The sequence below is a fragment of the Mycobacterium lehmannii genome (assembly GCF_002245535.1).
Classification (GTDB): domain Bacteria; phylum Actinomycetota; class Actinomycetes; order Mycobacteriales; family Mycobacteriaceae; genus Mycobacterium; species Mycobacterium lehmannii.
The window spans coordinates 209,973-236,877 of record NZ_NKCN01000003.1 but is presented as its reverse complement, the minus strand read 5'-3'; the positions used below and the strand labels follow the sequence as shown (position 1 = coordinate 236,877).

Annotated in this window: 24 protein-coding genes and 1 tRNA gene; 8 read left to right on the top strand and 17 right to left on the bottom strand. The window is 67.6% G+C overall.

Annotated elements, in window-relative coordinates; all coding sequences use genetic code 11:
* Positions 1-67 precede the first annotated feature (67 nt).
* Genes CEX87_RS05750 through CEX87_RS05740 form a run of 3 tightly spaced genes read right to left on the bottom strand, consistent with a single transcriptional unit; the run spans position 68 to position 5,543 of the window.
* The gene (locus CEX87_RS05750; RefSeq protein ID WP_064396923.1) at positions 68-2,410 is read right to left on the bottom strand and encodes a glycerol-3-phosphate 1-O-acyltransferase; all 2,343 of its coding nucleotides are present in this window, start codon (positions 2,408-2,410) and stop codon (positions 68-70) included.
* Entirely contained in the window at positions 2,407-4,062 is a 1,656-nt protein-coding gene (locus CEX87_RS05745) for an HAD-IB family hydrolase/lysophospholipid acyltransferase family protein (RefSeq protein ID WP_094286330.1), read from the bottom strand. Before CEX87_RS05745 ends, CEX87_RS05750 begins: the two co-directional genes overlap by 4 nt.
* Complete coding sequence (locus CEX87_RS05740; protein WP_064427572.1) at positions 4,059-5,543, bottom strand: wax ester/triacylglycerol synthase family O-acyltransferase; 1,485 nt, start codon at positions 5,541-5,543, stop codon at positions 4,059-4,061. Before CEX87_RS05740 ends, CEX87_RS05745 begins: the two co-directional genes overlap by 4 nt.
* A 118-nt stretch (positions 5,544-5,661) precedes the next feature.
* Between CEX87_RS05740 and CEX87_RS05735 the strand changes: the two genes are divergently transcribed.
* From CEX87_RS05735 to CEX87_RS05715, 5 genes are all read left to right on the top strand, one after another.
* Positions 5,662-5,734 (top strand) — tRNA-Arg (locus CEX87_RS05735).
* Positions 5,735-5,771: 37 nt separating this feature from the next.
* A complete protein-coding gene (locus CEX87_RS05730; protein ID WP_064396928.1) occupies positions 5,772-6,524 on the top strand; it encodes an acyl-[acyl-carrier-protein] thioesterase in 753 nt (250 codons plus the stop codon).
* Positions 6,525-6,613: 89 nt separating this feature from the next.
* Positions 6,614-7,993 carry an alpha/beta hydrolase family protein gene (locus CEX87_RS05725; RefSeq protein WP_233151292.1) on the top strand — a complete coding sequence of 460 codons (1,380 nt, stop codon included), beginning with the start codon at positions 6,614-6,616 and terminating at the stop codon, positions 7,991-7,993.
* Positions 7,994-8,081: 88 nt separating this feature from the next.
* Positions 8,082-8,444: a hypothetical protein gene (locus CEX87_RS05720; protein ID WP_416171888.1), complete on the top strand. Its 363-nt coding sequence runs from the start codon at positions 8,082-8,084 to the stop codon at positions 8,442-8,444.
* 29 nt (positions 8,445-8,473) lie between these two features.
* Positions 8,474-9,226, top strand: a complete 753-nt coding sequence (locus tag CEX87_RS05715; protein WP_064396932.1) for an enoyl-CoA hydratase — start codon at positions 8,474-8,476, stop codon at positions 9,224-9,226.
* A 1-nt stretch (position 9,227) separates the two neighbouring features.
* On the opposite strand, the gene CEX87_RS05710 is transcribed toward CEX87_RS05715, so the two are convergent.
* From CEX87_RS05710 to CEX87_RS05670, 9 genes are all read right to left on the bottom strand, one after another.
* Positions 9,228-9,608 (bottom strand): YchJ family protein, encoded by a 381-nt coding sequence (locus CEX87_RS05710; protein WP_094286436.1) that lies wholly within the window; start codon positions 9,606-9,608, stop codon positions 9,228-9,230.
* Between the two features lie 17 nt (positions 9,609-9,625).
* Positions 9,626-10,798 carry a dihydrolipoamide acetyltransferase family protein gene (locus CEX87_RS05705; RefSeq protein WP_064427574.1) on the bottom strand — a complete coding sequence of 391 codons (1,173 nt, stop codon included), beginning with the start codon at positions 10,796-10,798 and terminating at the stop codon, positions 9,626-9,628.
* Positions 10,795-11,793: an alpha-ketoacid dehydrogenase subunit beta gene (locus CEX87_RS05700; RefSeq protein ID WP_416171887.1), complete on the bottom strand. Its 999-nt coding sequence runs from the start codon at positions 11,791-11,793 to the stop codon at positions 10,795-10,797. The genes CEX87_RS05705 and CEX87_RS05700 overlap by 4 nt, the downstream gene beginning before the upstream one ends.
* Positions 11,794-11,854: 61 nt before the next feature.
* Complete coding sequence (pdhA, locus tag CEX87_RS05695) at positions 11,855-12,955, bottom strand: pyruvate dehydrogenase (acetyl-transferring) E1 component subunit alpha (RefSeq protein WP_094286326.1); 1,101 nt, start codon at positions 12,953-12,955, stop codon at positions 11,855-11,857.
* A 101-nt stretch (positions 12,956-13,056) separates the two neighbouring features.
* Positions 13,057-13,872 (bottom strand): HpcH/HpaI aldolase/citrate lyase family protein, encoded by an 816-nt coding sequence (locus CEX87_RS05690; RefSeq protein ID WP_064419669.1) that lies wholly within the window; start codon positions 13,870-13,872, stop codon positions 13,057-13,059.
* Positions 13,872-14,375 (bottom strand): MaoC family dehydratase, encoded by a 504-nt coding sequence (locus CEX87_RS05685; protein WP_094286324.1) that lies wholly within the window; start codon positions 14,373-14,375, stop codon positions 13,872-13,874. The genes CEX87_RS05690 and CEX87_RS05685 overlap by 1 nt, the downstream gene beginning before the upstream one ends.
* Positions 14,372-15,535 (bottom strand): acyl-CoA dehydrogenase family protein, encoded by a 1,164-nt coding sequence (locus tag CEX87_RS05680; protein WP_064426215.1) that lies wholly within the window; start codon positions 15,533-15,535, stop codon positions 14,372-14,374. Before CEX87_RS05680 ends, CEX87_RS05685 begins: the two co-directional genes overlap by 4 nt.
* Positions 15,532-17,526: an acetyl/propionyl/methylcrotonyl-CoA carboxylase subunit alpha gene (locus tag CEX87_RS05675; protein ID WP_094286322.1), complete on the bottom strand. Its 1,995-nt coding sequence runs from the start codon at positions 17,524-17,526 to the stop codon at positions 15,532-15,534. Before CEX87_RS05675 ends, CEX87_RS05680 begins: the two co-directional genes overlap by 4 nt.
* A gap of 4 nt (positions 17,527-17,530) precedes the next feature.
* Positions 17,531-19,081 carry a carboxyl transferase domain-containing protein gene (locus tag CEX87_RS05670; RefSeq protein ID WP_064419673.1) on the bottom strand — a complete coding sequence of 517 codons (1,551 nt, stop codon included), beginning with the start codon at positions 19,079-19,081 and terminating at the stop codon, positions 17,531-17,533.
* A 91-nt stretch (positions 19,082-19,172) separates the two neighbouring features.
* Here CEX87_RS05670 and CEX87_RS05665 point away from each other — a divergent pair, with 91 nt between their 5' ends.
* Positions 19,173-19,805, top strand: a complete 633-nt coding sequence (locus tag CEX87_RS05665) for an SACE_7040 family transcriptional regulator (RefSeq protein WP_094286320.1) — start codon at positions 19,173-19,175, stop codon at positions 19,803-19,805.
* A 27-nt stretch (positions 19,806-19,832) separates the two neighbouring features.
* Here the strand turns inward: CEX87_RS05665 and CEX87_RS27330 are convergent, their stop codons facing one another.
* From CEX87_RS27330 to CEX87_RS05650, 3 genes are all read right to left on the bottom strand, one after another.
* Positions 19,833-19,988: a DUF6131 family protein gene (locus tag CEX87_RS27330; RefSeq protein WP_094286318.1), complete on the bottom strand. Its 156-nt coding sequence runs from the start codon at positions 19,986-19,988 to the stop codon at positions 19,833-19,835.
* Positions 19,989-20,021: 33 nt separating this feature from the next.
* Complete coding sequence (locus CEX87_RS05655) at positions 20,022-20,231, bottom strand: hypothetical protein (protein WP_064396951.1); 210 nt, start codon at positions 20,229-20,231, stop codon at positions 20,022-20,024.
* A gap of 91 nt (positions 20,232-20,322) precedes the next feature.
* The gene (locus CEX87_RS05650) at positions 20,323-22,164 is read right to left on the bottom strand and encodes an alpha/beta hydrolase family protein (protein ID WP_094286316.1); all 1,842 of its coding nucleotides are present in this window, start codon (positions 22,162-22,164) and stop codon (positions 20,323-20,325) included.
* Positions 22,165-22,289: 125 nt separating this feature from the next.
* Here CEX87_RS05650 and CEX87_RS05645 point away from each other — a divergent pair, with 125 nt between their 5' ends.
* Positions 22,290-23,084, top strand: coding sequence for an MmpS family transport accessory protein (locus tag CEX87_RS05645; protein ID WP_064426218.1), 795 nt, complete (start codon positions 22,290-22,292; stop codon positions 23,082-23,084).
* Here CEX87_RS05645 and CEX87_RS05640 read toward each other — a convergent pair.
* The gene (locus tag CEX87_RS05640; RefSeq protein ID WP_064396957.1) at positions 23,081-24,388 is read right to left on the bottom strand and encodes an MFS transporter; all 1,308 of its coding nucleotides are present in this window, start codon (positions 24,386-24,388) and stop codon (positions 23,081-23,083) included. The genes CEX87_RS05645 and CEX87_RS05640 overlap by 4 nt on opposite strands.
* A gap of 26 nt (positions 24,389-24,414) precedes the next feature.
* On the opposite strand from CEX87_RS05640, the gene cmrA reads away from it, so the two are divergent.
* Positions 24,415-25,221: a mycolate reductase gene (gene cmrA, locus CEX87_RS05635; protein ID WP_064426220.1), complete on the top strand. Its 807-nt coding sequence runs from the start codon at positions 24,415-24,417 to the stop codon at positions 25,219-25,221.
* An 81-nt stretch (positions 25,222-25,302) separates the two neighbouring features.
* On the opposite strand, the gene CEX87_RS05630 is transcribed toward cmrA, so the two are convergent.
* A complete protein-coding gene (locus CEX87_RS05630) occupies positions 25,303-26,886 on the bottom strand; it encodes a helicase HerA-like domain-containing protein (protein ID WP_094286314.1) in 1,584 nt (527 codons plus the stop codon).
* Positions 26,887-26,905 lie beyond the last annotated feature (19 nt).

Genomic DNA, 26,905 nt, shown 5'->3' with positions numbered 1-26,905 from the left:
AATCGCCGAGCGTACCGTTGCTCACGCCGCTACTCGAGAAACACGTACAACCGTGCACTCGGCGGACTCAGGAGGCTTGGCGCGCCTCACGATGCGCGATCTCACGCGCGATGAACTGCTCGCGGGCGATCTGCTCGACCTTGTCCATATCGCGCAGGATGGCCCGCAGTTCGTCCCGGAACGCGGTGCGGCGCTCGTGCAGGTCGGCGGCGGGTTCGAGCAGGTCCTGGTCGGCGGCGACCTGGCGGGCGGTCGCGAACAGCAACGCCGACACCGCTTCGTTGCTGCGCACCCGGCTCTGCGCGACGTACTGGTTGCCCAGTCCGAGCGCCTTCTTCGTCAGGTCCTTCTCGTCGATCTCGGCAGGGGCGTCGAGCAGCGCATCGGCGACAATCTGGTACGCCTCGAAGAAGGGTCGCAGCATGGCGCCCGCCAACAGCGGCGACTTGGTCCGCAGTAGTTCCTCGACCCGCTGTTCGCCGCCGGTCACCTGCTCCTCCCAGCCGCTCTGCCAGGACAGCTCCTCGGCGACGTGCTCGCGGAACGCCGCCGAATCGGCGAAGTAGAAGTCGAACTTCAACAGATCGCGCAGCCGCATCACCTGCGACCAGAACGCCCCCAGCCGGTCAGACCCCGCGCGGCCGGCGTGCACCAGCGCCAACTCGACCAACGAGGTTTCGAGGAACGCGTCGATGAGGGTGTTGCGGTAGAACGCCGCTTCGTGCTCGTCCTCGGGAGCGATCCGCCAGACGGGCTCGCGCCCGCCCTCGACGCAGGTGACGGGGTGCCGGTTGGACAGCGCGTCGAGCGCGGCTTGCACACCTTCTGGGGTGCGTAACCGCAACGCACTGTTGGTCATCGGGGTCTGCTTGCGCTCGAGATAGTCCAGCGACGGCTGCAGCGTGTGGTGAATCTGGCTCAGCGTCAACGCGATTCCGCGTGTGGTGAGCAACAGCGCCGACACCAGCGCCGAGGCGTTGACCGGCGTGGCCCGCAGGATCCGCCACGACACTTCGAACGCCATCTTCTGCAGGGCAAGGCGTTTGGCGCTCTCATCGGTGGTCATCGGCCCGTGCGGCGCGCCGAGGTACTCGCGCATGGAGACGGCCTCGGGAAAGCGGACGTAGATCTTGCCGTAGTTGCGCTCGCCCTGGGCCTTGATGAAGTTGTACATCCACGACAGGCTTTCGGGCGTCTTCTCGCCGCCGCGGGCGTAGGCGGCGTATTCGGACGTCTCGTGCAGCTGGTCGAAACTGATCGACACGGGCTGCAGCAGGATGTCCTCGCTGCGGCCGTCGAGATAGGCATCGGCCACGTAGGCGAGCAGGCCCAGCTTGGGCGGCAACATCTTTCCTGTGCGCGACCGGGTGCCCTCGATCGACCAGCTGAGGTTGAATCGCTTCTCCACGATGTAGCCGACGAACTGCCGCAGCACGTACTTGTAGAGCGGGTCGTCGAGCTTGCGACGCAAGAAGATGACACCCGAATGGCGCATCAACGGTCCCATGAAGCCGAACGAGAGGTTGATGCCCGCGAAGGTGTGCACCGGCGGTAACCGGTTCTCCTGCATCGCCACCGGCACGATCACGCCGTCGAGGTAGGACCGGTGCGAGAACAACAGCACGGCCGGATGGTTCTCCAGGTTGCGCCGCATCAACTCGACTTCGTCGCGGTTGTAGTCGATGTTGGGGTCGAAGCCGCGGCTGAAGATCGCGCGCCCCAACGACGGAATCAGATCGACGGAGAACCGGCTCCACCCCGTGGAGAGCTCGTCGAGCATCTCCCCTGCGGTCTCCAGGTCCGCACCCGGAATCTTTGACAGGCCTTCGCGGAAGCGCGCCGACGCCAACAACTCCGGCTTGATGAGCCGTGGCGATTTGTACTCGGGTCCCAGCAGCCGCAGTTCGACCCGCTCGATCGCCAGGATCGCGCGGCGGATCACGAAACGCGCGAATTCCCTGGGATTTTCGGCGACGGTGGTGTCGGCCCATTGCTGACGCAGTTCGGAGACCTTCGCCGGTTCACCGGCGACGACGCGGGCTCGAGTCCGGTCGCGGCGCAGGATGCGGCGCTGCAGAATTTCGGGCGGACGGTAGGTGTCGCGGCCCGAGAGCAGCGCCACCACCTTGGATCGGGTGGGCAGGCCGCCGGGCACCCAGAACACCCGTACGGGTACCACGGAGCGGTCTTCTCCGGCTTCGAGTTCGGACACGAGCGAAGCCAGCACACCGGCAGGCGGGTCCTCGTACGGCAACAGCAGGACGTCGATCTTGGCCTCGGGGTTCTCGCGCCGTTGCCGCTCGAGCCAGTCGTCGAGCAGATCACGTTCGGCCGCAGAAGAAGCCGACGCCAGCACCAGCGCGTCACCGGTGGGCGTGAAGGGCGTGTACTGGTCGACGGACGGCTTCACGGACGCCTCCTCCCCGCGGACTTCGGTGCCGACTTCTTGGCGGCCGGCGCGTTGCGCACCGACTTCGTCGCCGACTTGGCCTCGGACTTGGTCGCCTTCTTGGCCGCCTTCTTCGCCGCCGACTTCTTGGCGGACGAGCTCTTCGGCCGGACATTGCGGTCATAGAGCTCGGGAAGAGACGACTCGTCGTGCGGCCAGTCCGCCAACGTGTCGAGGTAGAGCTGGCGCACCTCGGCGATGCGCTCCCCGAGATTGTCGTGCGTCCAGTCGTCGACCGGGATCGGCGGATAGACCACGACGTCGACCGTGCCGGGATTGAAGGTGCTCGAATCGCGCGCCGCGATCACTTCGGCGTTGCGAATGACGATGGGCACCACCGGAATACCGGCCGACATCGCAATCCGGAACGGCCCCTTCTTGAACGGCCCCACCTCGGTCGTGTCCAACCGGGTGCCCTCCGGGGCGATCAGGATCGACAGCCCCTTGCGCGCGAGTTCCTCGACCTTCTTGAGCCCCTCGACCGCCTTCTGCGGGTCCTCGCGATCGATGAACGCGGCGTCCATGATTTTGCCGAGGGTGCCGACGATCGGATCCTTCTCCAATTCCTTCTTGCCCACCGACGTGAAGTTGGTGTCCACCAAGTGGCCCGCGATCAACGGGTCGGCCTGGTTGCGGTGATTGAACAGAAACACCGCGGGACGCTTCTTGGTCAGGTTCTCCTTGCCCAACACGTTGATGTTGATGCCAAGGGTGCTCATCAGCGCCCGGCCGAAAGCCGCGGTGAAGAAGTTGACCCCGTTGCGCTTGCTCCGCGTCAACAGCCCCAGGCCGAGCGCCCCGGCCGCGATGGGTCCCATGGTCGCGATACCCGCCGCCGTGCGCAGTTGCGAAACCGGGCTCGCACCACTGCGACTGCTGAAGCGCAGCACCGGCCAGCCCCGCTTGGCGGCGACCGCGGCGAGCTTGCCTCCCGGATTCGTCGGGCGGGGGTTGCCCACCAGATACATCAACGCGACGTCCTCGTCGCCGTCGGCGTAGAAGTAGCTCTTCGACAGGTCGACACCGTGCTCGGCCGCGAACTTCTGCACCGCCCTGGCCTTGCCCGGCCCCCAGATGATCGGGCGCGTCACCTCCCCGGTGAGCAATCCGTGCTCGTCGATCTCGAACTTGTTGCTCAACACATTCGAGATGCCGAGGAAACGCGCGACGGGCTCGACCTGCACCGTCAGCGCCGACGAGCTGAGGACGACGGTGTGGCCGCGGGCCATGTGCGCGCGCACCAATTCGCGCATCTCGGGATAGATCCGGCCGACGATCTTCTGGACGAACAACCGCTCGGCGAGTTCGTCGACGTCATCGAGCGAATTGCCGCGCAGCATGCGTGCACCCTTGCCGATCAGGTCCTCGAACTCCGACCGTCCCAGTTGGTGGTTGAGGCCGGCCTGAACCATGCCGATGAACTCGCCCATCGACATCTGGCGACGACGAAACCGGTCCTGCGTCATCACGACACCGGTGAAGCCGGCGACCAGGGTGCCGTCGAGATCGAAGAACGCACCGACTTCGGGTCCCTGCGGGCTGGCCTGGATCTCGGCGACCGAACCCGGCAGCCGCATGGTGCGCCGGGCGCTCTGGCCGTCTGGCGAAGTCATTGCGCTGCACTCCCATTCGACGACGAGACAGTGGAAGGGGCCGGGTCGACGGTGAACGAGGCGGGTTCGGCTCGACCGTCGCCGCCCAGGGCGAGGACCTCGTCGAAACCCGACAGCAGGCAGCGCGCCCACAACTCCTGGTCGGTGATCGCCGCGCGGTCGTAGCGGGTGGTGATCGTGCAGTACCCCGAGCGCGAGATCAGCACCACCATCATCGCCACGCCCGGCAGCGGGCCAAGTCCATACTGGCGCAGGACTTTTGCGCCCGCGATGTAGGTGTCCCCCGCGTACACCGGGACATTGCTGGCCTGGACGTCGGAGTTCACGATCGAGCCGGCCATCGTCTCGAGGGCGGTGTCTGGCAGCAGCCCGACCAACGGAGCGATCGCGCTGACCATGTCGATCGCGCGTTCCTCGCGCTTGGTGGTCATCTGCGAGCGGATGTTGCGGATGCGGATCTCGGGGTCCGTCAGGCCGATCGGCGCGGCGAGGTTCAGACCCGCGAACCGGTTTCCGCCCGCCGGGTCCGCATCCGAGCGGAGGTTGACCGGAACCGCCATCGGCAGCGTGTCGAGCGGTACGCCCTTGGCTTCGTGGTAGAGCCGCAGCGCGCCGCACAAACCCGCCAGATACGCGTCGTTGATCGAACCGCCGGCCGCCTTGGCAGCCCGGTGCAGAATGCCGAACTCGATGTCGATGGCCTCGCTGCGCGACGACAGGCTGCGTCGCCGCAGCACCGGCGACGGATCGGCAACCGGACCGATCACGCGCGCACCCGACATGGCGTATCCGACAGCGCCACCGAGCCGGGAGATCGGGTCGCGGATCACCTCCCCTGCGACGTGCGCGGCGCCGAACAACGCTCCGCGCACGCGACCCGCGATGGTGCCGGGCAGCCGGACGAGCCCTTGGCGCATCAGGTCGTTGGGCGACAAGTCCTGCGGGATGGGAAGAGGCGGCAGCGGCTGTGGCGACGGGTCGCGCTCGAGGTCATAGAGATTGGCGAACATCTCGACTCCGCCGACCCCGTCGGTGACCGCATGGCTGAGGTGAACGACCATCGCGGCGCGGTCGTCGGCGAGCCCTTCGACCAGCGTTGCCGTCCACAGCGGCCGGGAGATGTCGAGCGGCGACTGCGCGGCCACCTCGGCGAGGTCGAGCACCTGACGGAACGTGCCGGGTTGCGGGGCGCGCACCCGACGGAGATGGAAGTCGAGGTTGAAGTCGGGGTCCACCACCCACCTCGGCGCCACGGTCGGCAGCGTCGGCATCACGACCTTCTGCCGCAGCCGCAAGACCTTGCGCGAGGCGGCGTCGAACTTGGCGCGGAACGTATCCCAGTCCGGCGCGCAGTCCAGAAGCTCGACGGTCATGATCCCCGAGCGGGTACGCGGATTGGCCTCGCCGCGGTGCAGGATCTGGTCGAGTGGGCTGAGTTCCTCAGGGAGTCCCGCCGCGTCGAGTTCCGGCACGTCGCTCATGGGCCGTCGCGTCCTCCTGCTCGTGATCGTGTGGCCACCACGCTAGTCGGCGGTGCGAGGGCGCGAGGCGGCTTTAATCCGTGAGCCTGCAGGCCTGGCGATAGACTCTCGTGGCGTTGCCCCCGTAGCTCAGCGGATAGAGCAGCCGCCTTCTAAGCGGCTGGTCGCAGGTTCGATCCCTGCCGGGGGCGCTCATCGCCGGATTTCGGCCCGGACATACTTGACCCGATGCCAACCAACGACGTCGAGCACCGGCTGAGCCCGCTGCCGGACACGGGATACGTCTATCGCACAGCGTGGCGGGTGGCCACGGGCGACATCGACGGCGACCTGCACCTGCGCCTCGACGGCGTTGCGCGCTACATCCAGGAGGTCGGAGCGGAGAACCTCGTCGACGCAGGCGAGGCCGACGACCACCCCCATTGGCTCGTCCAACGCACGGTCATCGATGTGATCGAGCCGATCGAGTTCCCCAACGAGATCTCGTTCAGCCGCTGGTGCTCTGCGCTGTCCACCCGGTGGTGCACGATGCGCGTCGACCTGGTCGGCAGCGACGGCGGCCGCATCGAGACCGAGGGCTTCTGGATCGCCATCAACAGCAAGACCCTTACGCCCCAGCGCGCCTCGGACAGCCTGATCGCGCGGTTCGCCACCACCACCGACGAACTCCGCCTCAAGTGGCGGCCCTGGCTGACCAACCTCGACGATGCCGACGAGGTGGTGCCGTTCCCGCTGCGTCGCACCGACATCGACATCTTCGAGCACGTCACCAACACCGCTTACTGGCATGCCATCCACGAGGTGATGGCGTACGTTCCCGACGTCTGCCGCGCCCCGTACCGAGCGGTGGTCGAATACCGCAGGCCGATTCGCTACGGCGAGGACGTCACCATTCGCTGGGCGCGGCGCGGCGACAGCGTGCAGATCGGGCTGACCGTCGACGACGACGTCCGCGCCGCCGCTCTGATCGCCAAGCTGTAACCCTTCGCGTACTATCTGCACCCAAGGCGCAAGTGTTTGCTGCGCATGGGGCGGAAGGGCGCGGGATGGTCGATTCAAGCAAAAGATGGATGCGGCTCGCGACGGGCGCGGCGGCCGTCGGCGTCGCGACCACCGTCGTCGGTCTCGCCGCCACCCAACCGGCGTCCATATCGGCTTCCCTCGTAGATCTGACCGCGCTCATCGTCGTCGGCAGCTCGACGAATCCGACGGGTGCGGGTGTGGCGGACTTCTTCGACGGGAAGTTCAACACCCCGACCTACACGAACTACCACGGCGGCGAGGACATCGTTTACGTCGACTTCCGCACCGGTCCCGCCGGCATCGAACGGGCCCTGTACGACCACCGTGGCGAACAGAACGCGGTGCTCGCGTCCGGCTGGGGAGCGGCGAATGCCAGTTTGCTGCTTCTGCGGAGCCGGTCGGATCTCGACGACACCGTCTTCATCCTCGACAACGACGTCGCGCGCCCCGACGGCGGTTTCGGCACTAGGTACCCGTGGTTCGCGCTGATCGGGGTCAACCCGATCCCCACCCCGAGCGACGTCCCCGCCGCGCAGGTCGTCAACACCGGCTACGAGTACGACTACAACTCCAACGCCCCCGCCGACGTGCTGAACCCGGTGGCCGCGGTCAACTCCCTGGTCGCCTACCTTTACACCCGGCTGAACCAGTCCGAACGCGTGCTGCCGGTCGACGAGGCGGGCGAATCCACCGTCGCGTGCACTGCCAACACCTGCGCGATCATGGCGAGCGGCACGGTGAAGGACTGTCCCGACGCCCGGTGCAGTTTCCCCGGGGACCGCATCACGGCCTACGTCACCACCAGGGACAACACCACCTACGTGACGTACACGGCCGACGAATTGCCCCTGACCCGGCTGACCCGCGACGTCTTCGGAGACCAGATCGCCGACCTGACCGGACCGCTACTGAAGCTGGCCGTCGACTCGGCTTACTACGACGGCAACCCGATCCCCAGGGACCCCAGCGCCTACCGCCCGGCCCGGCTGGCTCCTCCGCCTGACGAGTTGTTGGCCACGGCGGCCAAGGTTCCGGGCGCGATCGTGCAGGGCCTGTCGGCGGTGACGTCGACGCGGCCCCCGGTGCAGCAGCAACGGCAGGAGACGTCGGTGCAGGCCGAGCCGACGGTCACCGAGCAACGGACCGAGCCCGTGAAGACGCACAAGGGGACACCGGACGTCGTGCCCAAACGCGGCCCGCAGCTCAACGTCGTGCGCGACAGCGTGAAGGCCGAGCCGGGCAAGGTCGGCGGCGTCGCCGAGGAGGGCGACACCGACCCGAAAGACGATCAGCGGCAAGTTGATTCCGTCGTGACGGTGAACGGTCCACAGCTTGAGACGCAGACGCCGACCAAGGCGGATCCCGTGGGCGCCGACACCGACGACGCGGCCAAGTCCGCGCACCCGGGGGCAGACGCAGCGGCCTGACAAGTTTCCCGCGTCACAGCCTGCACCGATACCTCCTTCGCCGAACCAACGGATCGATAGACTCGGCGACGTGAAGCCAAGGCGCGGGATGCCCGCCGTCGTGTCCGTCGGCGTGATGGTCCTCGCGCTCGCGGCGCCCGCGCATGCCGCGCCGCCGCCAAGCTACGGCAGCAACGGTGTCTTCAACGTGACCACGAACCCGAGGCCGGGCTGGACCACCGCGTCGATCGAGCCCGGCCGGTACCGAGTGGACCAGGCGCCGAGCATGTTCCCGTACCAGAGCGCACCCGGCTTTTGGTATCGGTGCCACAACTTCCCGTGCAGCCCCAGCTACCCCGGAAACCTGATCGCCTCGGGCGGCGCGGTCCGCGACGTACCGACCTTCGTCGACATCCTGCCCAGCGATGTCGCGGTGGCCCTGCACAACGTCACGCTCACCGTCGCGAACTGACGGCGCACGAGGGTCACTAGGCTGAGCCGGTGACTGATCCGGTACTGATCCACATCGAGGACCGCGTCGCCGTCCTCACCGTCAACGACCCGGAGCGCCGCAACGCGGTCACGTTCGAGATGTCCGCTGCGCTGCGCGAAGCCGTGGACGCGGCTGAGGCCAACCCGGATGTGCACGCAGTCATCGTCACCGGCGCGGGCAAGGCGTTCTGCGCGGGCGCGGACCTCAGCGCGCTCGGTTCGGCGACCGAGGACGGGCTGCGCAAGATCTACGACGGCTTCCTTGCCGTCGCCAACTGCGCGCTGCCCACCATCGCAGCGGTGAACGGCGCCGCCGTCGGCGCCGGGCTGAACCTGGCCCTTGCGGCCGACGTGCGGATCGCCGGGCCGGCCGCCCTGTTCGACCCGCGCTTTCAGAAGTTGGGAATCCATCCCGGCGGAGGTGCGACCTGGATGCTGCAGCGAGCGATCGGTCCGCAGGCCGCCCGCGCGTCTCTGCTGTTCGGCATGCGGTTCGACGCCGAAGCCGCGGTCCGCTACGGCCTGGCGCTCGAGGTCGCCGACGACGCCGTGACCGCCGCGAAGGAGCTGGCCAAAGGACCGGCTGGGGCGCCGCGGGAGGTGGTGCTCGCAACCAAGGCGTCGATGCGGGCGACGGCCAACCCGGGCGTCGTCGACGTCGAGCAGCACCGCATCGCTGTCGACACCGAACTCGGCCCGCAGGCCACCTCGATCCTGTCCCCAGAGTTTCAGCAGCGGCTGGCGGCCGCGCAACGCAAGTGAGTCACACGCGGTCGACGTAGAACCAGCGGCCCGCGCGACGCTCGAACCGGCTGCGTTCACGCATCGCCCCTGGCTGGCCCGAGTGGATGTAGCGGGCCGTGAACTCGACCTGGCCGTGCTGGTCGTCTTCGCTGCCCGCGACCACATCGCTGATCTCGAGCCCGGTCCACGCCATCTCGCGGTCAAGCGTGACGTCGGGTGGCCGTGTCCGCGGATGCCACGTCGTAAAGAGGTAGTCCGCAACACCTTTCGCGAACGCGCTGTAGCGCGAACGCATCAGCTCCTCGGCCGTCGCCGCGACGCGTGCACCGTCGTGCAGCGGTTCACAGCATGCGGAATACGCGTTCCCGCTGCCGCACGGACACCCATCGTCTTGCGCCATGGCAGAGATCATGCCCGCTACAGATCGAGCAGCGCTGTCTCCGGCGCTTCGATCAGATCGCGCAGTTCGCACAGGAACGCCGCCACCTGCGCACCGTCGGCGATCCGGTGGTCGAACGCGCAGGTGAGGTTCATCGTTGTCCGCGCGACGACCGCGTCGTCGACCACGACCGCGCGCGGCTTGAGCGAGCCGACGCCGAGGATGGCGGCCTCGGGATAGTTGATGACGGGCACTCCGTCGTCGAGGCCGAGCGCGCCGAAGTTCGACACGGTGAACGTCGAGCCCTGCAGTTCGGTCGGTTTGAGCGTGCCCGCGCGCGCGTTGCGGATGAGCCGGGCCACCTCAGCCGCGAGTTGGCGGGTGGTCTTGAGGTGGGCATCGCTGACAACGGGCACCAACAGGCCACGCGGCGCGGCGACACCGAACCCGAGGTGTACGGCCGAATGCAGGTGGATCTGAGCACCGTCGGTGGTGTCGACCCACGTGGCGTTCAGATTGGGGTGGTGACGCAGCCCGATGGTCAGCAGTCGCAGCGTGAGCACGAACGGCGTGATCGGCGCGTCCTCGTCGGCACGGTCGCGCAGCCGGTCGCGCAGCCGCAGCAGGTTGGTCCCCTCCACCTGCACCGCGGTGTGCGCGTCGGGAATCTGCCTGCGCGACATGGTCATCCGCCGAGCCATCTCGGCTTGCACACCGCTCACCGTCACCATGTCGGGGCTGGGCGCGGACCGGCCCGCCGCGGCGAGTACGTCTTCGCGGGTGATGACACCGTCGGGGCCGGAACCCGTCAGCGCCGCCAAATCCACGTTCAGCTCCGCGGCCAGCTTGCGCACCGGCGGTTTGGCGCGGACGCGGTGCGGCGGCGCCGTCGCTCGCCTGCTGTCGTCCATCGCGGCGTCGGCGCCGTAGCCGACGAGAACGGGTTTGCGCTTCTCGGCGGGCGGTTCGGCCTCGGTCGCGATGCGCACCAACGTCGCGCCGACCGCCAGCGTCTCGCCTTCGCCGCCGCCGAGTTCGACCACGCGGCCCGCGTACGGGCTGGGGATCTCGACCTCGGCCTTGTTGGTCTCGACGGTGCACAGCGTCTGGTTGAGTTCGACATCGTCGCCGACCGCGACACTCCACGCGGTGATCGTCGCGTCCTCGAGTCCCTCGCCGAGGTCGGGCACCAAGAAGTCCATCACGGTCATGGCTGCTCCAACGTTCGTTCGACGCAGTCGAGGAGACGGTCCACCCCTGGCAGCCACAACTTCTCGAGACGCGCAGGCGGATAGGGGGTGTCGAACCCGGTCGCCCGCAGCACCGGGGACTCCAGGTCGTAGAACAGCTCCTCTGAGATGCGTGCCGCCAGTTCGGCACCGAAGCCCAGCGTGCGGGGGCCCTCGTGCATCACGACAGCCCGACCGGTGCGCCGCACCGACTCCGAAACCGCCTCGAAGTCCAGTGGATTGAGCGTACGCAGGTCGATCACCTCGAGGCTCCAGCCGTGGTGCTCGGCGGCGATGTCCGCCGCGCTCAGCGCCGTGGCTACCAGCGGGCCGTAGGTGAGCACGGTGACGTCGGCGCCGGGGCGCCGTATCGCCGCCCGCCCCAGAGGAAGACCCGGGGTCGAGGTGTCGACGGGTTCGCGTGCCCAGTACCGGCGTTTGGGCTCGAGGTAGATGACCGGGTCGCGGCTGGTGATCGACTGCCGCAGCAGCCAATACGCATCCGATGGTGTCGAGGGTACGACGACCTTCAGGCCCGCGGTGTGCAGCCAGTGGGTCTCGGTCGACTCGGAATGGTGTTCGACCGCGCCGATTCCACCGAACGAGGGGATGCGGATCGTCACCGGCATGTCGACGTCACCGTGTGTACGCGTCCGGTACTTCGCCAAGTGGCTGACGATCTGGTCGAAGGCCGGGGCGGCGAAGCCGTCGAACTGGATCTCGGGCACCGGGATCAGGCCGCGCACGGCCATGCCGATCGCGATTCCGACGATCGCCGACTCAGCCAGCGGCGTGTCGAAACACCGCTGAGCGCCGAACGTTTCGGCCAGGCCCTCGGTGACCCGGAACACGCCGCCGAGGGTGGCGACGTCCTCACCGAAAACCAGCACCCTGTCGTTACAGGCCATCGCGTCGTGCAGCGCGCGGTTGATGGCCTGCGCCAGGGTCAGCGTCGGTACGACCGGCATCGCGGTCATCAGCGGCTCGGGAGGTTCGTCCTCGCCGAACGTCGACGGGCGCTCGATGATCTGCGTCATCTCACGCCTCCTTCGCGAGTTCCGCGGCGAGTTGCTCGCGTTGGGCGGCGAGGTCCGGTGTGATGTCGTGGTAGACCGCGTCGAACACCTCGGTGACGTCAAAGTCCTCGGCCCCGACGACCGCGTCCCGCAGGTCGGCGCGCAGCCGTTTCGATCTGGCCCTGACCCGCTCCTCGAGCCGTTCGGTCCACACCCCGGTCGACTGCAGATACGTTCGGTAGCGCGCGATCGGGTCGCGGGCGGCCCACTGCTGCACCTCTTCGGGGCTGCGGTACCGGTTCGGATCGTCGGAGGTGGTGTGCGGGCCCATCCGATAGGTGACGGCTTCGATCAGCGTCGGACCGCCACCTTCGCGGGCCCGCTGCGCGGCCTCGGCAGTGACGGCGAAGCACGCGAGCACGTCGTTGCCGTCGACGCGGATACCCGGCATTCCGTAGCCGACGGCGCGGTGGGCGATGGACGGCCCCGCCATCTGTTCAGAAACCGGCACCGAGATCGCCCACTGATTGTTCTGCACGAAGAACACGCACGGCGCCCGGTACACGGCGGCGAAGTTCAGCGCTTCGTGTACGTCGCCCGTGCTGGTGGCCCCGTCGCCGATGAACGCGAGTGTCACCGAGTCCTCGCCCAGGCGTTGGGCCGCCATCGCCGCGCCGACCGCGTGCAGACCGTGGGTGCCGATCGGGATCGCGATCGGGGCGACACATTTGTCGGTGAAGCCCAGCCCGCCGTGCCACTTACCCCGCCACACGGCGGCGATCTGCGCCGGCGCGATGCCGCGCACCAGGAACGCGCCGATCTCGCGGTACTGCGGGAACAGCCAGTCGGTCTTGCGCAGGCACGCCGCCGCGCCGATCTGCGCGGCCTCCTGGCCGCGACAGGACGCGAACAGCGCCAGTTCACCTTGGCGCTGCAGGTTGACGAATTCGCCGTCGAGGTCGCGGGTGACGACCATGGTCTCGTAGAGCCAGGCGAGCGTCTCTGGTGGAAGGTCTCGGCGGTATCGAGATTCGGGGGTCGGCGTCCCGTCGGGGGCGACCAGTTGAACCGGCTCCAGCTCGACGTCGAGCGACTCGAGGGGTGCCGAAACGGTCCCTGCCATACCGCCTCCTAGGGTCACTGGCGGCGGATCGCGCCGTCAGGCGACTGAGGTGCTCAGCACGGAGGCGGGTAGAGCAGAACCTCTGGTGTAGAGGCTGTCGGCTAGTCGCCGGGGTGGGGCGCTAGCGCGACGATGCGCTCTGCTCGCCGCAGTACTGGGGCATCCACCATTATGCCCTCGAACTGGAAGACGCCCCGGGCATCGCGGGCAGCCGCCAGCACGTGTCGCGCCCACTGCACCTGCTCGGCCGTCGGTGTGTAGCCCTCGCGGATCACCGCGACCTGGGACGGATGGATCGCGACCTTCACGTCGAAGCCCACCGCGACCGCATCGTCGACCTCACCGCGCAGACCATCGAGGTCTCGGATGTCGAGGTACACCGAATCCAGCGCGAGCCGACCGTAGGCCTTGGCCGACAGCAGCGTCTGCGATCGCACGTGGCGCGCCACCTCGCGGTAGCTTCCGTCGGGATACCGGTTTGCGGTGCCGCCGGTGACCGCGAACAGGTCCTCGGCCCCCCACATCAGCGCGACCGTGTTGTCCATGCGCGCCAGATCCGTCACGGCCAGCGCCCCGAGCGGCGTCTCGATCAGCACCACGACGCTCAGCGGCGCCAGATCGCGCACCTGCTGCGGGTCCTCGGTCTTGGCCAACATGACGGTGGTGTAGTCGGTCTTCGCGAGCGCCTCGAGATCCAGCGGATGATCGGCCGTGGCGGCGGGGTTGACGCGCACCACGGTCCGGTCCGGGTCCAGGCGCGTCTCGACCAGTGCCGCGCGGGCGGCTTCGCGATCCTTGGCGGCGACACCGTCCTCGAGGTCGAGGATCACGACATCGGCTGCAGCTGCGGCCTTCTCGAACCGCTCCGGGCGGTCGGCCGGACAGAACAGCCAGGCGGGTCCCGTCGCGAGCGCCACTACGCGTCACCCTCCGGTCGCTTGCGCACCATGGTCTTGCGCGACGCGGTGGCCACGATGTCGCCGTGCTGGTTGCGGCCGACGTGCGAGAACGTCACGATGCCCTCACCCGGCCTGCTCTTGGACTCGCGCTTCTCGAGCACCTCGGACTCGGCGTAGAGCGTGTCACCGTGGAAAAGCGGTTTCGGGAAAGCGATTTCGCCGAAGCCGAGGTTGCCGACGATGGTGCCCTGCGTCAGCTGGGTGACCGACAGACCCACCAACGTGGACAGCGTGAACATCGAGTTGACGAGCCGCCGGTTGAACGGCGGCAAGGCATCCGAGAACGCGGCGTCCAGATGCAGTGCCTGGGTGTTCATCGTCAACGTGGTGAACAAGACGTTGTCCGCCTCGGTGATGGTGCGTCCGGGCCGGTGCTGGTATAGCACGCCGGTCTCGAACTCCTCGTACCACAGCCCGCGCTGGACGACTATCTTCTTGTCACTGGGCGTCCCGCCGCTCACAGACCCAGCTCCCGCCCGATCAACATCAGCTGCACTTCGGTTGTCCCCTCACCGATTTCGAGGATCTTGCTGTCGCGGTAGTGCCGCGCCACGGAGTATTCGTTCATGAAGCCGTAGCCGCCGAAGATCTGGGTGGCGTCGCGGGCGTTGTCCATCGCGGCCTCGCTGGCCACCATCTTCGCGATCGATGCCGCCTTCTTGAACGGCTTCCCGGCCAGCATCAGAGCGGCGGCGTCGTAGTACGCCGTGCGGGCGACGTGCGCGCGGGCCTCCATGCGGGCGATCTTGAAGGCGATCGCCTGGTAGCTGCCGATCGCGGCGCCGAAGGCCTCGCGTTCCTTGGCGTATTTGACCGATTCGTCGACACACCCCTGAGCGGCGCCCACCGACAGCGCCGCGATGGCGATCCGGCCCTCGTCGAGGATGCGAAGGAAGTTCGCATATCCCCGGCCGCGCTCGCCGAGCAGGTTCTCCTCCGGCACACGCACGTCGTCGAAGCTAAGCGGGTGGGTGTCGCTGGCGTTCCAACCCACCTTGTTGTACGCCGGTTCGGCGGTGAAGCCGTCGATGGGCACCGGCACCAGAATCGACGAGATCTCCTTCTTCCCATCGGGTTTCTCGCCCGTGACAGCGGTGACTGTGACCAGCTTCGTGATGTCGGTGCCCGAGTTGGTGATGAACTGCTTGGAACCGTTGATGACCCAGTGGCCGTCGTCGAGACGGGCGGTGGTCTTGGTGGCGCCCGCATCGCTGCCGCCGCCGGCCTCGGTGAGGCCGAACGCACCGAGCGCCTTACCGCTCGCCAACAGCGGCAGCCACTCCTGCCTCTGCTTCTCGCTGCCGAACCGGTACACCGGCATCGCACCCAGCGATACCCCCGCCTCGAGCGTGATCGCCACACTCTGGTCGACCTTGCCGAGTTCCTCCAACGCCAGGCACAGCGCGAAGTAGTCGCCGCCCATGCCGCCGTAAGCCTCGGGGAACGGCAGGCCGAACAGTCCCATGTCGGCCATGCCGGCGACGACCTCGTACGGGAACGAGTGTTCCTCGTCGTGTTTGGCGGAGACGGGCGCCACCACGCTCTGGGCGAAGTCGCGGACCGTCTTGGCCAGCTGTTCGTAGTGATCGGGAAGTGTCCCGGTGGCTAGAAAATCAGTCATGCTTCTTCCTTCTCGACGGTCGGGTCCGCGATGACCTTCGCCAGCGGCTGCCCCACCTTGACCTGATCGCCTTCGGCGACAAGGAGTTCCACCACGCCGTCGACCGGCGCGCTCAGCGCGTGTTCCATCTTCATGGCCTCGACGGTCACCACGACGGTGCCCGTCGTCACCCGATCGCCGTCGGCCACCCCCACGGCCACCACGGAACCCGGCATCGGGCTGGTCAGCTCGGCGTCGCCGCTGTGCGCGTCGTCGGGTCGCACGGGCGCTTCGCGGACCTCGTCGACAGCAAGCGTGCGGCCCCCACCCGCCAGCCAGGTCCGGTGGTCGTCGGCGACCACCATGTAGTCCGTGACGATCCCGTCGAAGGTGACCGCCAGCCGGTCGCCTGTCAGCGACACCGCCAGCGACCGCGATTGGCCATCCTCGATCGCCGCACTGCCCGTCGGCGGTGTGCCGGTGAGGTGGACGTGGTCGACTCGCTCGCCGGACTGCAGCCGATACGTCGTCGGCGCGTGGCGGCCCATCCGCCAGCCCGAGGGAACCGCCCACAGGTCATCGACGGGTTGCGGCCATGACCGCAGCCACCGATACGCCGCGGCGGCGACCAGGTCGACGTCCTCGGCGGTCGCCGGGTGAAAGTCCGGGCTGCGACGATCCAGCAGGCCGGTGTCGAGGCGGCCGGCCGCGACGTCGGGATCGGCGAGCAGGAACCGCAGGAACTCGACGTTGGTGGTGACCCCCAGAACCGCGGTGTGCGCCAGCGCCCGATCCAGCGCCCGCAGGGCCGCCGGCCGGTCGCCGGCATGCGCGATGACCTTCGACAGCATCGGGTCGTAGTCGCTGCCGATCACCGAACCTTCAGCCAACCCCGAGTCGACCCGGATGCCGGGGCCTTCTGGCTCGGCGAGGCCCAGCACGGTGCCGCCGGTGGGCAGGAACCCGTGTCCGGGATCTTCGGCGTAGACCCGCGCCTCGATCGCGTGCCCGGTCATCGAGATGTCGTCCTGCGCGATCGCCAGCTTCTCCCCCGCGGCGATCCTCACCTGCTGTTCGACGAGGTCGATCCCGGTGACCATCTCGGTGACCGGATGCTCGACCTGAAGGCGGGTGTTCATCTCCATGAAGAAGAACTCGTCGGGCCGGTCGGCGGAGACGATGAACTCGACGGTGCCCGCACCGGTGTAGTCGACGCTGCGCGCGGTGTCGCACGCCGCCGCACCGATTCTCGCCCGCGTCGCCTCGTCCAGTAGCGGTGACGGCGCCTCCTCGACGACCTTCTGATGACGACGCTGCAGGGAGCATTCGCGTTCGCCCAGATGTACGACGTTGCCGTAGCCGTCGGCGAGCACCTGCACCTCGATGTGGCGCGGGTTCAACACGAACCTTTCCAGGAACAGCGTGTCGTCACCGAACGCGGCGGCCGCCTCCCGGCGCGCGCTGGCCAGCGCGGCAGGCAACTCGGCCGGCTCGTGCACGACGCGCATACCTTTGCCGCCGCCGCCCGCCGAGGGTTTCACCAGCACGGGGAAACCGACCTCGCCGGCGCCGGCGACGAGATCGTCGTCGGACAGGCCGGGACGCGAAACTCCGGGCACCACCGGAACTCCGAACGCCGACACCGCCGCCTTGGCCGCGATCTTGTCGCCCATGGTTTGGATGGCGCCGACAGGCGGGCCGATGAATACGATCCCGGCATCCTGCAGGGCAGCGGCGAATTGCGCGTTCTCCGAGAGGAATCCGTAACCGGGATGCACGGCCTGAGCGCCGGTGCGCCGGGCCGCGGAGACCACGGCGTCGATGTCGAGGTAGCTCTGTCTGGCCGGCGGCGGTCCGACGCGGACCGCGACGTCGGCTTCCGCGACATGGCGGGCGCCCGCATCGGCGTCGCTGAACACCGCAACCGATCGGATGCCCATGGCGCGCAGCGTGCGGATGACGCGGACGGCGATCTCGCCTCGGTTGGCGACAAGGACGGTATCGAAGTTCATGTCCTCACATCCGGAACACGCCGTAGGAGATGGACTCGAGCGGCGCCTGACCGACCGCCGAGAGTGCCAGTCCGAGAACGGTTCTGGTGTCGGCGGGGTCGATCACCCCGTCATCCCACAACCGGGCCGTCGAATAGTACGGATTGCCCTGGTGCTCGTACTGCGCGCGGATCGGCGCCTTGAAGTTGTCCTCCTCCTCGGCGGTCATCTCGCCGCGCACGGTCGCCAACACCGATGCGGCCTGCTCGCCGCCCATCACCGAGATGCGGGCGTTGGGCCACATCCACAGGAACCGCGGCGAATACGCGCGCCCGCACATCGAGTAGTTACCCGCCCCATAAGAGCCGCCGATGACCACGGTCAGTTTCGGCACCCGCGCGCAGGCCACCGCGGTGACCATCTTCGCGCCGTGTTTGGCGATACCGCCCGCCTCGTAGTCACGGCCGACCATGAACCCGGAGATGTTCTGCAGGAACACCAGAGGGGTGTTGCGCTTGTCGCAGAGCTCGATGAAATGGGCTCCCTTGAGCGCTGATTCGCCGAACAGCACGCCGTTGTTCGCGATGATGCCGACCGGATGTCCGTGGATCCGGGCGAATCCGGTGACCAGGGTGCTGCCGTATTCGGCCTTGAACTCGGCGAATTCGCCGCCATCGACGATGCGGGTGACGACCTCGTGTACGTCGTAGGGAACGCGCGAGTCCACCGGCACCACGTCATAGAGTTCATGTTGATCAGCCACCGGGTCCACGGTCGGCCGAACATCCCAGGGCAGCGGCTCACGGGGTCCGAGGGTGGCGACGATGCGCCGCACGATGCGCAGGGCGTCGCGGTCGTCGTGCGCCAAATGGTCTGTCACCCCGGAGGTCTTCGAATGCAGGTCGCCCCCGCCCAGTTCCTCGGCGGTGACCACCTCGCCCGTCGCCGCCTTCACCAACGGTGGGCCGCCGAGGAAGATCGTGCCTTGGTTGCGCACGATCACGGCCTCGTCGCTCATCGCGGGCACGTATGCGCCACCGGCGGTGCAGGATCCGAGCACCGCGGCGATCTGCGCAATCCCCTGAGCGCTCAGGTTGGCTTGGTTGTAGAAGATGCGGCCGAAATGATCGCGATCGGGGAACACCTCGTCCTGTCGGGGCAGGAACGCGCCGCCGGAGTCGACGAGATAGATGCACGGCAGCCGGTTCTGGCCCGCGACTTCCTGGGCCCGCAGGTGCTTCTTGACCGTGATCGGGTAGTAGGTGCCACCCTTGACGGTCGCGTCGTTGGCGACGATCACACATTCGCGTCCCGACACGCGACCGATCCCGGTGATCATGCCGGCACCCGGACACTCGTCGTCGTACATGCCGTCGGCGGCAAGTGGCGACAGTTCGAGGAACGGGCTGCCCGGGTCCAGCAGGCCGTCGACGCGGTCGCGCGGCAACAGCTTGCCGCGGCTGACGTGACGCTCGCGGGCGCGCTCGGACCCGCCGAGGGCCGCCGCGGCGAGCTTGGAACGCAATTCGTCGACCAGCGCGAGGTGCTCCTCGCGATGTGAAGGCCGCGATGCCATCGGAAAACCCGTTCGTTGAGTTAATGACGAATAACTGGTGGTATGTTAGTCACGATTAACTCCAGATGTCCACAGGCGGGCGGGAGGCGCGGTGTCTTCAACTCCGATCCCCGACGTGCCCGCGACCACCAGGCGCAGCAAGGCGAAGTCGGATCGGCGATCCCAGTTGATCGCCGCGGCCGAACGCCTGGTTGCGGAACGCGGCTACCTGGCGGTGCGTCTGGAGGACATCGGCGCCGCGGCGGGGGTGAGCGGCCCGGCGATCTACCGGCACTTCCCGAACAAGGAGGCGTTGCTGGTCGAGTTGCTGGTCGGGATCAGCACCCGCCTGCTGGCCGGCGCGACTGAGGTCGTCGCGCGCGCCGACGATCCGGCGTCGGCGCTGGAGGGCCTGATCGACTTCCACCTGGACTTCGCCCTCGGCGAGTCCGACCTGATCCGCATCCAGGATCGCGATCTCGCGAATCTGCCCGCCACAGCCAAACGTCAGGTGCGTCGCGCGCAACGGCAGTACGTCGAGACCTGGGTCGATGTGCTTCGGCGGTTGGACGAGTCGCTGGCGGAGGCCGATGCCCGGTTGATGGCCCACGCGGCATTCGGTCTATTGAACTCCACGCCGCACGCCCTCAAGCCGGGCGCCACGAAAACGGCCGAGGCCAGACCGCGATCCGTCTTGAAAGCGATGACGGTCGCGGCGCTGACCTCGGCCGCGCGGGACGCCTAAGCGCCTAGCCCGTTAGAACCGGGCCCGTTAGTACCAGGCGCGTCTGCCTCCGACGGGACGGCCCATGGACCCCAGAATCCAGAACACCGCTCCGATGACCATGAGGATGATGCCGATGGTCCAGAGGATGTTGATTCCGAAGATCAGTCCGAGGATGAGGAGAATCGCTCCGAGGATGATCATTAGCATTCCTTTCGAATTGGCAAGTGCCAGTTGTCACTGGCTGGGTTCTGGCAGGTTGCAGGCTTCAACCGTGGGGTTGACGCCCGCGTAGTTCAGCGGACCGGCCACCACCGTCAAAGCGATGCTTCCCGCTGTCGCGCAATTGGTTTCACTGGTTTCGAAATAGCCGCGCTGGTAGGCGGCGAAGGCACCGATCAGCAACCAGACGAGCACCAAAACGCCGAGAATTCCGCCACCTCGCATGCTGCGCCTCCTTTGTCGCGCCGCATCGGCGCGTGCGCAGCGTTTACCCGGCAGACAATTTCGGTAAACGTGGCTACGGAGAACGATTCGGTTACGGAATCGGATTCGGGCTGAATGCGGCAATCAGCCACTCGCGCATGGCTTTGACCAGTACGGCGCGATTCTCGCGCCGGTCGATCTCGTGTCCGTCGTCGTCGAACATCAGCAGTTCCACTTTTCGGTTAAGTGCCTGCAGCGCTTCGAACATTTGCTGAGATTCGGTGGGGGGCACATTGGTGTCGTTGGCGCCGTGCACCAACAGCAACGGCGCGGTCATGGCATCGACACGTTGTAACGGCGATAGCTGCTCGAGCAGTTCGCGATCGCCGATCGGGTGGCCGTACTTCGGATATGCCGCGGCGGCGATCCATGGTTCGGTGTTGCGGTACCAGGTGTTCAGATCGCTCATTCCGCAGATGCTGATTCCGGCGGCGAACCGGTCGGGGTGGAAGGTGAGCGCAGCCTGGGTCAGGTAGCCACCATAGGACCACCCGCAACATGCGATCCGGTCGGCCGGCGCGACCTCACGCGCGACCAGGTAGTCGACCGCGTCGGCGACGTCGTCGATCGCGGCGAACCGTCGCTCCTTGTCGTCGGCGTGCATGAAGGTCCTGCCGAACCCGCCCGAGCCGCGGACGTTGGGCAAAAACACGCTGATGCCCTCTTCGAGCAACGCCGGGAAGAACTCGTTGTAGCCGGGCCTCCCCTGCCCCTCCGGCCCGCCGTGCAGGAACAGCATCGCGCCGATCACCGGGACTCCGTCGCGCGGCCGAAAGAGCCACCCGGTGAATTCCATGCCGTCGCGTGCCGTGACCCGTTCCAGCGTCGGGTCCGGCGACACCGGTCCGGAGCTGGGCTCGCGGTCGACGATCTCCCACTCCCGGGTACGCGGGTCGACCAGTTCGACGGTCGGCGGGGTGGACGGGCCTTCGACGGTCATGGCCAGCATGGAGCCACCGGCGCTGATGCTCAATTGGGTGGCCACCATCCCCGGCAGCGGGATCGGCGGCTGCAGCGTGTGGTCGGTGCGTTCCATGATCTGTAACTCGCTGGCGCCGTGGATGTTCCAGAGAACGGCCACGGTCGACAGATCGTCGCTCACGGTGAACTCGTCGAGCTCATAGCCCGGACGTTCGGCGATGACCTGGTAGGCCACGCCGTCGGCGGTGACCGTCACCTCGAGGAGTCGCGCATGTTCGGTGCCGTTCTCGCTGCGGATCAGGGCCCGGACATAACCTTCGGTGCTGTCGGCGTCATAGGTGCTCGCCGGCTGGTAGAGCTTGGTGAGCTCGCCCTCCAGACCTGCGCGCAGTCGGCGCGCGTAGTGGTCGTCGAGGATGATGCCGGTGTCGGTGGTCGAGCCTGGATCGTATGGCAGCAGCGCGGTTTCGGTGCGTCCGCGCAGCATGATCAGATCCCGGTAACCGCGCGGTCCGACGCGCACGAGCGCGGCGCCTGCCCAGGCGTCGACCAGACGGCCGCTCGAGCGGCGGTCCAGTACGGTGGTGCGGCCGGTGGCCGGGTCGATCAGGCAAGAGCTACCGACACCGTCCTCGCCGGTGAGGATCGCCGCCACCAGGGTGCCGTCCCAGGCGATCAGTTCGGCGGTGCCCTCGGGCGCTCCCGGCGGCCACGAGTCGATGCGGCGGGCGTCGCGGTCGTCGGGATCGGTTGTCACGACCCAGATCTGGGTTCGGGTGCTGCCCTCGGGTGCGACCTCACATGCGAGCCAGTGGCCGTCGGCCGAATGCAGTACGTGCGTCACCGGCCCTTCGACCGGCAGCTCGACGTCTCGCGACGAGCTCGCCCGCCAGCCGCGCAGGAAACGCTGCACTGCGCGCGGAAAGCCACCGTCGTCGACCAGATGTGCGAACGCGGTGGCGTCCGGCGACATGGATGCGCCGTAGACTCTGCGAACCTGCTCTCCCACCGGACCAATTGTGCCTACCCAGGCAAGTCCAGTGACGACCTGCGCCTGTTGGGCGGTCGCACAGGTACCCTCGCACGCATGAGGTGGGTATGACCGGTACACCACAGCCCGGCCGCGACGAGCAGTCGGGTTACGGCCGCGGGGAGCAACCGCAGGGCTACGGCTATTCCGGATACAGCGATCCGGCATACGCCAGCCAGGCGTACGGCCCCACCTATCAGGCGCCGCCCGAACCCGCTCCGACTCAGCATCTGCCGACGTACGGCGCATACGGGTACGAAACCTACGGTTCGGGCCCGTACGGGGCGCCCTACCCGTCGGGCGATCCGCCCCCGCCGCCCGAGGACCCGAAGTCACCCCGCTGGTTGTGGGTCGCCGCGGGTCTCGCGGTGCTGACCGTGCTCGGCCTGGTGATCGCGTTGGTCGTCGTCAACAGTTCGCAACAGCAGACGGTCGTCGCGCCGCCCCCGATGCAAGAGCCCGACTTCAACACGCCGAATCCGACACCGGCGCCGCGCCCGACCGTTCCGCGCACGACGCGGCCCACCGTGCCCGCGGTCCCCACGGTGCCCAGTACGCCAGGCGCACCCGGTGCCCCTGGTACGACGACTCCTGGCGTCACCCAGACCGTCGTCTACGTCGTCAGCGGTTCCGGGCGCGCGATCAACATCACCTACGTCGACACCGGCGGTCTGCTGCAGACCGAGTTCAACGTCATGCTGCCCTGGAGCAAGGAAGTGGAATTGTCCGAGTCCGCGGCGGCGACGGCGAGCATCAGCATCATCAACGTCGGCCGCGAGGTGAACTGTTCGATCTCCGTCGACGGTTCGGTGGTGCAGAAGCGCACGGGGGCCGGCCTGACCATCTGCACGGCCAGCGGTTAGGCGGGCGCACGCCGCGGAACCCGCACGGCGAGCATCGCGATCAGGCCGGCGGCGAGGACCACGACCAGCCCGCCCATCCCCGCTCGGTCGGTGCCGAAGACGGCGATGAAGACCGAGAACAGCATGGGCGCAAGGTAGGAAACAGCGCGGCCCGTGGTGGTGTAGAGCCCGAACGCGACGCCCTCCTTGCCCTCGGCGGACATGCGCAGCATCAGCGTCCGCGCCGCGGACAGCGTCGGCCCGATGAACAAACAGAGCAGCAGCCCGCAGATCCAGAACGCCAGTACCCCGTTGAGCGACATCAAGATGAGGCCGACCGCGATCATCCCGCTCAGCGCGACGACGATGACGGGTTTGGCGCCGAACCGGTCGTCGAGAAATCCGCCGCCGACCGCGCCGAGGGCGGCGACCGTGCTGGCGCACACCCCGAACAGCAGCACATCGGCCTCGGACACGCCGTAGACCCGCACGCCCAGTACCGCCCCGAACGCGAAGATCCCGGTCAGCCCGTCGCGGAACACCGCGCTGGCCAGCAGGTAGTACACCACGTTGTGGTCACGCCGCCATTCGCTGCGAATGTCGGCCCACAACTTGCGGTACCCACCGATGAACCCGACGGCCTGCCGTTGATCCAGCGGGTCGGGTTCGGCGCTGGGTCCGGCGATCAGCACCGGCAGAGCGAACAGCCCGAACCAGATGGCCGTGAAAACCATGGCGGCCCTGACGTTTCCGCCGTCCTCGACCGGCAGACCGAACAAACCGCCGTCGCCGGTGATGAACCCGAAGTACACGACCAACAGCAGGGTGACACTGCCGAAATAGCCCAGGCCGAGCCCGAATCCGGAGATCTGGCCGGAGGTCTGCGGAGTCGACAGTTGGCGCAGCATCGCGTTGTAGGGCACGGTGGCGAGCTCGTTGCACGCCGACGCGCAACCCAGGAGCACCAGACCCAGCGCCAGGTAGCGGTAGTCGTCGCGAACTGCGCTCATCGAGGCGATCAGGACGACCGCCAGCGCGCTGAGAACGGCCAGCACGCGGCGCCGCCGCCACGGCGCGTCGACCCACACGCCCGTCACCGGAGCCAGCAGCGCGACGACCACGCCGGCCGCGCCCAGCGACCAGCCCAGCCAGCTGGTGGCGCTGATGCCGCCGGGCAGGTCGTCGCCGACGGTATTGGTCAGGTAGATCGAGAACACGAAGGTCACGACCACCGCGTTCAATCCGGTCGCACCGAAATCCCACAGCGCCCACGAGATGATCTGACGGCGAGCCGCTGGGGCGCCGGAATCGGGTGGGTGGCTCATGGTCCGCCCACGATATAGTCCGGCGCATGCCAGTACCCGCACCCAGCGCCGACGCCCGCGCCGTGGTCACCGGCGCGTCCCAGAACATCGGCGAATCGCTGGCCACCGAACTCGCGGCCCGCGGACATCACCTGATCATCACCGCGCGCCGCGAGGAGGTGCTGCGGGCGCTTGCCGACCGCCTGGTGCAGCAGTACGGCGTGACGGTGGAGGTGCGACCCGTCGATCTGGCCGACCCCACGGAGCGCACGAAGCTGTGCGACGAGTTGGCGACTCGCAACATCTCGATCCTGTGCGCGAACGCGGGCACCGCGACGTTCGGTCCGGTGTCGTCGCTGGATCCGGCGGACGAGAAGGCGCAGGTCCAACTCAACGTGTTGGGTGTGCACGACCTCGTGCTCGCCGTCCTGCCAGGAATGGTGCAGCGCAAGGCCGGCGGGATCCTCATTTCCGGCTCGGCGGCGGGCAATTCACCGATTCCCAACAACGCGACCTACGCCGCCAGCAAGGCGTTCGTCAACACGTTCAGCGAGTCGCTGCGCGGCGAGCTCAAGAAGGACGGCGTGCACGTGACGTTGCTAGCACCGGGACCCGTGCGCGAGGCGCTGCCGGACCCCGACGAGCAGTCGTTGGTGGAGAAGGTGATTCCGGACTTCCTGTGGATCTCCACGCAGTACACCGCCAAGCAGTCGTTGGATGCATTGGAGCGCAACAAGATGCGCGTCGTCCCCGGTGTGACCTCGAAGGCGATGTCGGTTGCGGCGGGGTACACGCCGCGCGCGATCGTGACACCGATCGTCGGCGCCGTCTACAAGAAGCTCGGCGGTAGCTGAGCGTTTCTCCTGGCGCCGCGAAATTGCATTCCGGCAGTGCCCTTCTCGCACTTTCGCTGCGGGAATGCAGTTTCGGCGCCACTAGCGACGACGACGGCTGCGCCTGCGCCCGGTGCCGAAGATGCTGCGGGTGATCTCGCGGCCGATCACCGTGCCCGCCGAACGCATCGCGCTCTTGAACGCCGGGCTGTTGACCACCTTGTCAACCATCGACGGCTCGGCGGTGTCACGTGAGCTCATGTCGCCGGCGACTGGAGGCAGCGGAGGTGGCAGCGTGTCGTACTGCGGAACGGGCTCGGGTGGCGGGGCCAGTTTCGCGTTGAGCCGTTCGTAGGCCGACTCGCGGTCGATGGTCCGACCGTATTCAGCTTGCAGCACACTGGCTTTCGCGGCGGCGGTGATTGCTTCTGGACCGATGGTGTCCATCAGCGACCGCGGGGCTCGCATCCGGGTCCATGCCACTGGTGTCGGCGCGCCCTTCTCTGACAACACGGTGACGATCGCCTCGCCGATACCGAGCGATGTCAAGGCCGACTTCATGTCGTACACATCGGTTTTCGGGTACGTTCGCACGGTCTTGGACAGCGCCTTGTCATCGTCGGGCGTGAACGCGCGCAACGCGTGCTGGATTCGCGCACCGAGTTGGGACAGCACATCGTTGGGGATATCGGTCGGCAGTTGCGTGCAGAAGAACACGCCGACTCCCTTGGACCGAATCAGCTTCACCGTCTCCTCGACCTGTTCGAGGAACGCCTTGGACGCGTCGGCGAAAAGCAGGTGAGCTTCGTCGAAGAAGAACACCAGCTTCGGTTTGTCGAGGTCGCCGACCTCCGGAAGCGTCGCGAACAGGTCGGCTAGCACCCACATCAGGAATGTCGAGAACATCACCGGACGGGCGGCCTGGCTGCCGAGCTCGAGCAGCGTGATGATGCCGCGGCCCTGCTCGTCGACCCGCAGCAGGTCCTCGGGCTCGAGTTCGGGCTCGCCGAAGAACGTGTCGCCGCCGTCTGCCTCGAGATTAATCAGCGCCCGCAGGATCACACCAGCGGTCGTGGTGGACACCGCGCCGAGCGCCTTGAGTTCGGGCTTGCCCTCGTCGCTGGTGAGGTACTGGATCACCGCGCGCAGGTCCTTGAGGTCGAGCAGCGACAACCCCTGCTGGTCTGCCCAGTGGAAAATAAGGCCAAGCGTCGACTCCTGCGTAGCGTTCAGCCCGAGCACCTTCGACAGCAGAATGGGCCCGAAGCTGGAGATCGTCGCCCGCACCGGCACCCCGATACCCGCGGTGCCCAGCGACAGGAACTCGACCGGATAGGCCGTCGGCGCCCAGTCGTCGCCGGTGTCGGCGGCCCGCGCGGTGATGTTGTCGTTGGCCTCGGCGGGCCGCGACAGCCCCGAGAGGTCTCCCTTGACGTCGGCCATCACGCATGGCACGCCCGCGGCCGAGAGCTGTTCGGCCAGCAGCTGAAGAGATTTCGTCTTGCCGGTCCCCGTGGCGCCGGCGACCAGCCCGTGGCGGTTGACGGTGGCCAGCGGAATTCGCACCTGCGCGGCCGGGTGACACATCCCGTCGACGACGACCGCGCCGAGCTCCATAGCGGCCCCTTCGGCGGCGTAACCTGCGGCGATCTGCTGTGCGGGGGTGGGCGTGGACTCACTGGCCATGGCTGGCACCCTAACGCCC

Coding starts and splice junctions, on each gene's coding strand:
- CEX87_RS05670 (WP_064419673.1), bottom strand. CDS start 19,081: ATGGCATCGCGGCCTTCACATCGCGAGGAGCACCTCGCGCTGGTCGAC.
- CEX87_RS05650 (WP_094286316.1), bottom strand. CDS start 22,164: ATGTCGCCGGACGCCACCGCGTTCGCACATCTGGTCGACGACGGTGGC.
- pdhA (WP_094286326.1), bottom strand. CDS start 12,955: ATGGCAGGGACCGTTTCGGCACCCCTCGAGTCGCTCGACGTCGAGCTG.
- CEX87_RS05645 (WP_064426218.1), top strand. CDS start 22,290: ATGACCGGTACACCACAGCCCGGCCGCGACGAGCAGTCGGGTTACGGC.
- CEX87_RS05700 (WP_416171887.1), bottom strand. CDS start 11,793: ATGACCGCGATGCCGGTCGTACCGACGCTGACCCTGGCGCAGGCCATC.
- CEX87_RS05725 (WP_233151292.1), top strand. CDS start 6,614: ATGCGGCTCGCGACGGGCGCGGCGGCCGTCGGCGTCGCGACCACCGTC.
- CEX87_RS05745 (WP_094286330.1), bottom strand. CDS start 4,062: ATGACTTCGCCAGACGGCCAGAGCGCCCGGCGCACCATGCGGCTGCCG.
- CEX87_RS05630 (WP_094286314.1), bottom strand. CDS start 26,886: ATGGCCAGTGAGTCCACGCCCACCCCCGCACAGCAGATCGCCGCAGGT.
- CEX87_RS05720 (WP_416171888.1), top strand. CDS start 8,082: ATGCCCGCCGTCGTGTCCGTCGGCGTGATGGTCCTCGCGCTCGCGGCG.
- CEX87_RS05705 (WP_064427574.1), bottom strand. CDS start 10,798: ATGACCGTGATGGACTTCTTGGTGCCCGACCTCGGCGAGGGACTCGAG.
- CEX87_RS05730 (WP_064396928.1), top strand. CDS start 5,772: ATGCCAACCAACGACGTCGAGCACCGGCTGAGCCCGCTGCCGGACACG.
- CEX87_RS05675 (WP_094286322.1), bottom strand. CDS start 17,526: ATGAACTTCGATACCGTCCTTGTCGCCAACCGAGGCGAGATCGCCGTC.
- CEX87_RS05710 (WP_094286436.1), bottom strand. CDS start 9,608: ATGGCGCAAGACGATGGGTGTCCGTGCGGCAGCGGGAACGCGTATTCC.
- cmrA (WP_064426220.1), top strand. CDS start 24,415: ATGCCAGTACCCGCACCCAGCGCCGACGCCCGCGCCGTGGTCACCGGC.
- CEX87_RS05740 (WP_064427572.1), bottom strand. CDS start 5,543: ATGAGCGACGTGCCGGAACTCGACGCGGCGGGACTCCCTGAGGAACTC.
- CEX87_RS05640 (WP_064396957.1), bottom strand. CDS start 24,388: ATGAGCCACCCACCCGATTCCGGCGCCCCAGCGGCTCGCCGTCAGATC.
- CEX87_RS27330 (WP_094286318.1), bottom strand. CDS start 19,988: ATGATCATCCTCGGAGCGATTCTCCTCATCCTCGGACTGATCTTCGGA.
- CEX87_RS05680 (WP_064426215.1), bottom strand. CDS start 15,535: ATGACTGATTTTCTAGCCACCGGGACACTTCCCGATCACTACGAACAG.
- CEX87_RS05655 (WP_064396951.1), bottom strand. CDS start 20,231: ATGCGAGGTGGCGGAATTCTCGGCGTTTTGGTGCTCGTCTGGTTGCTG.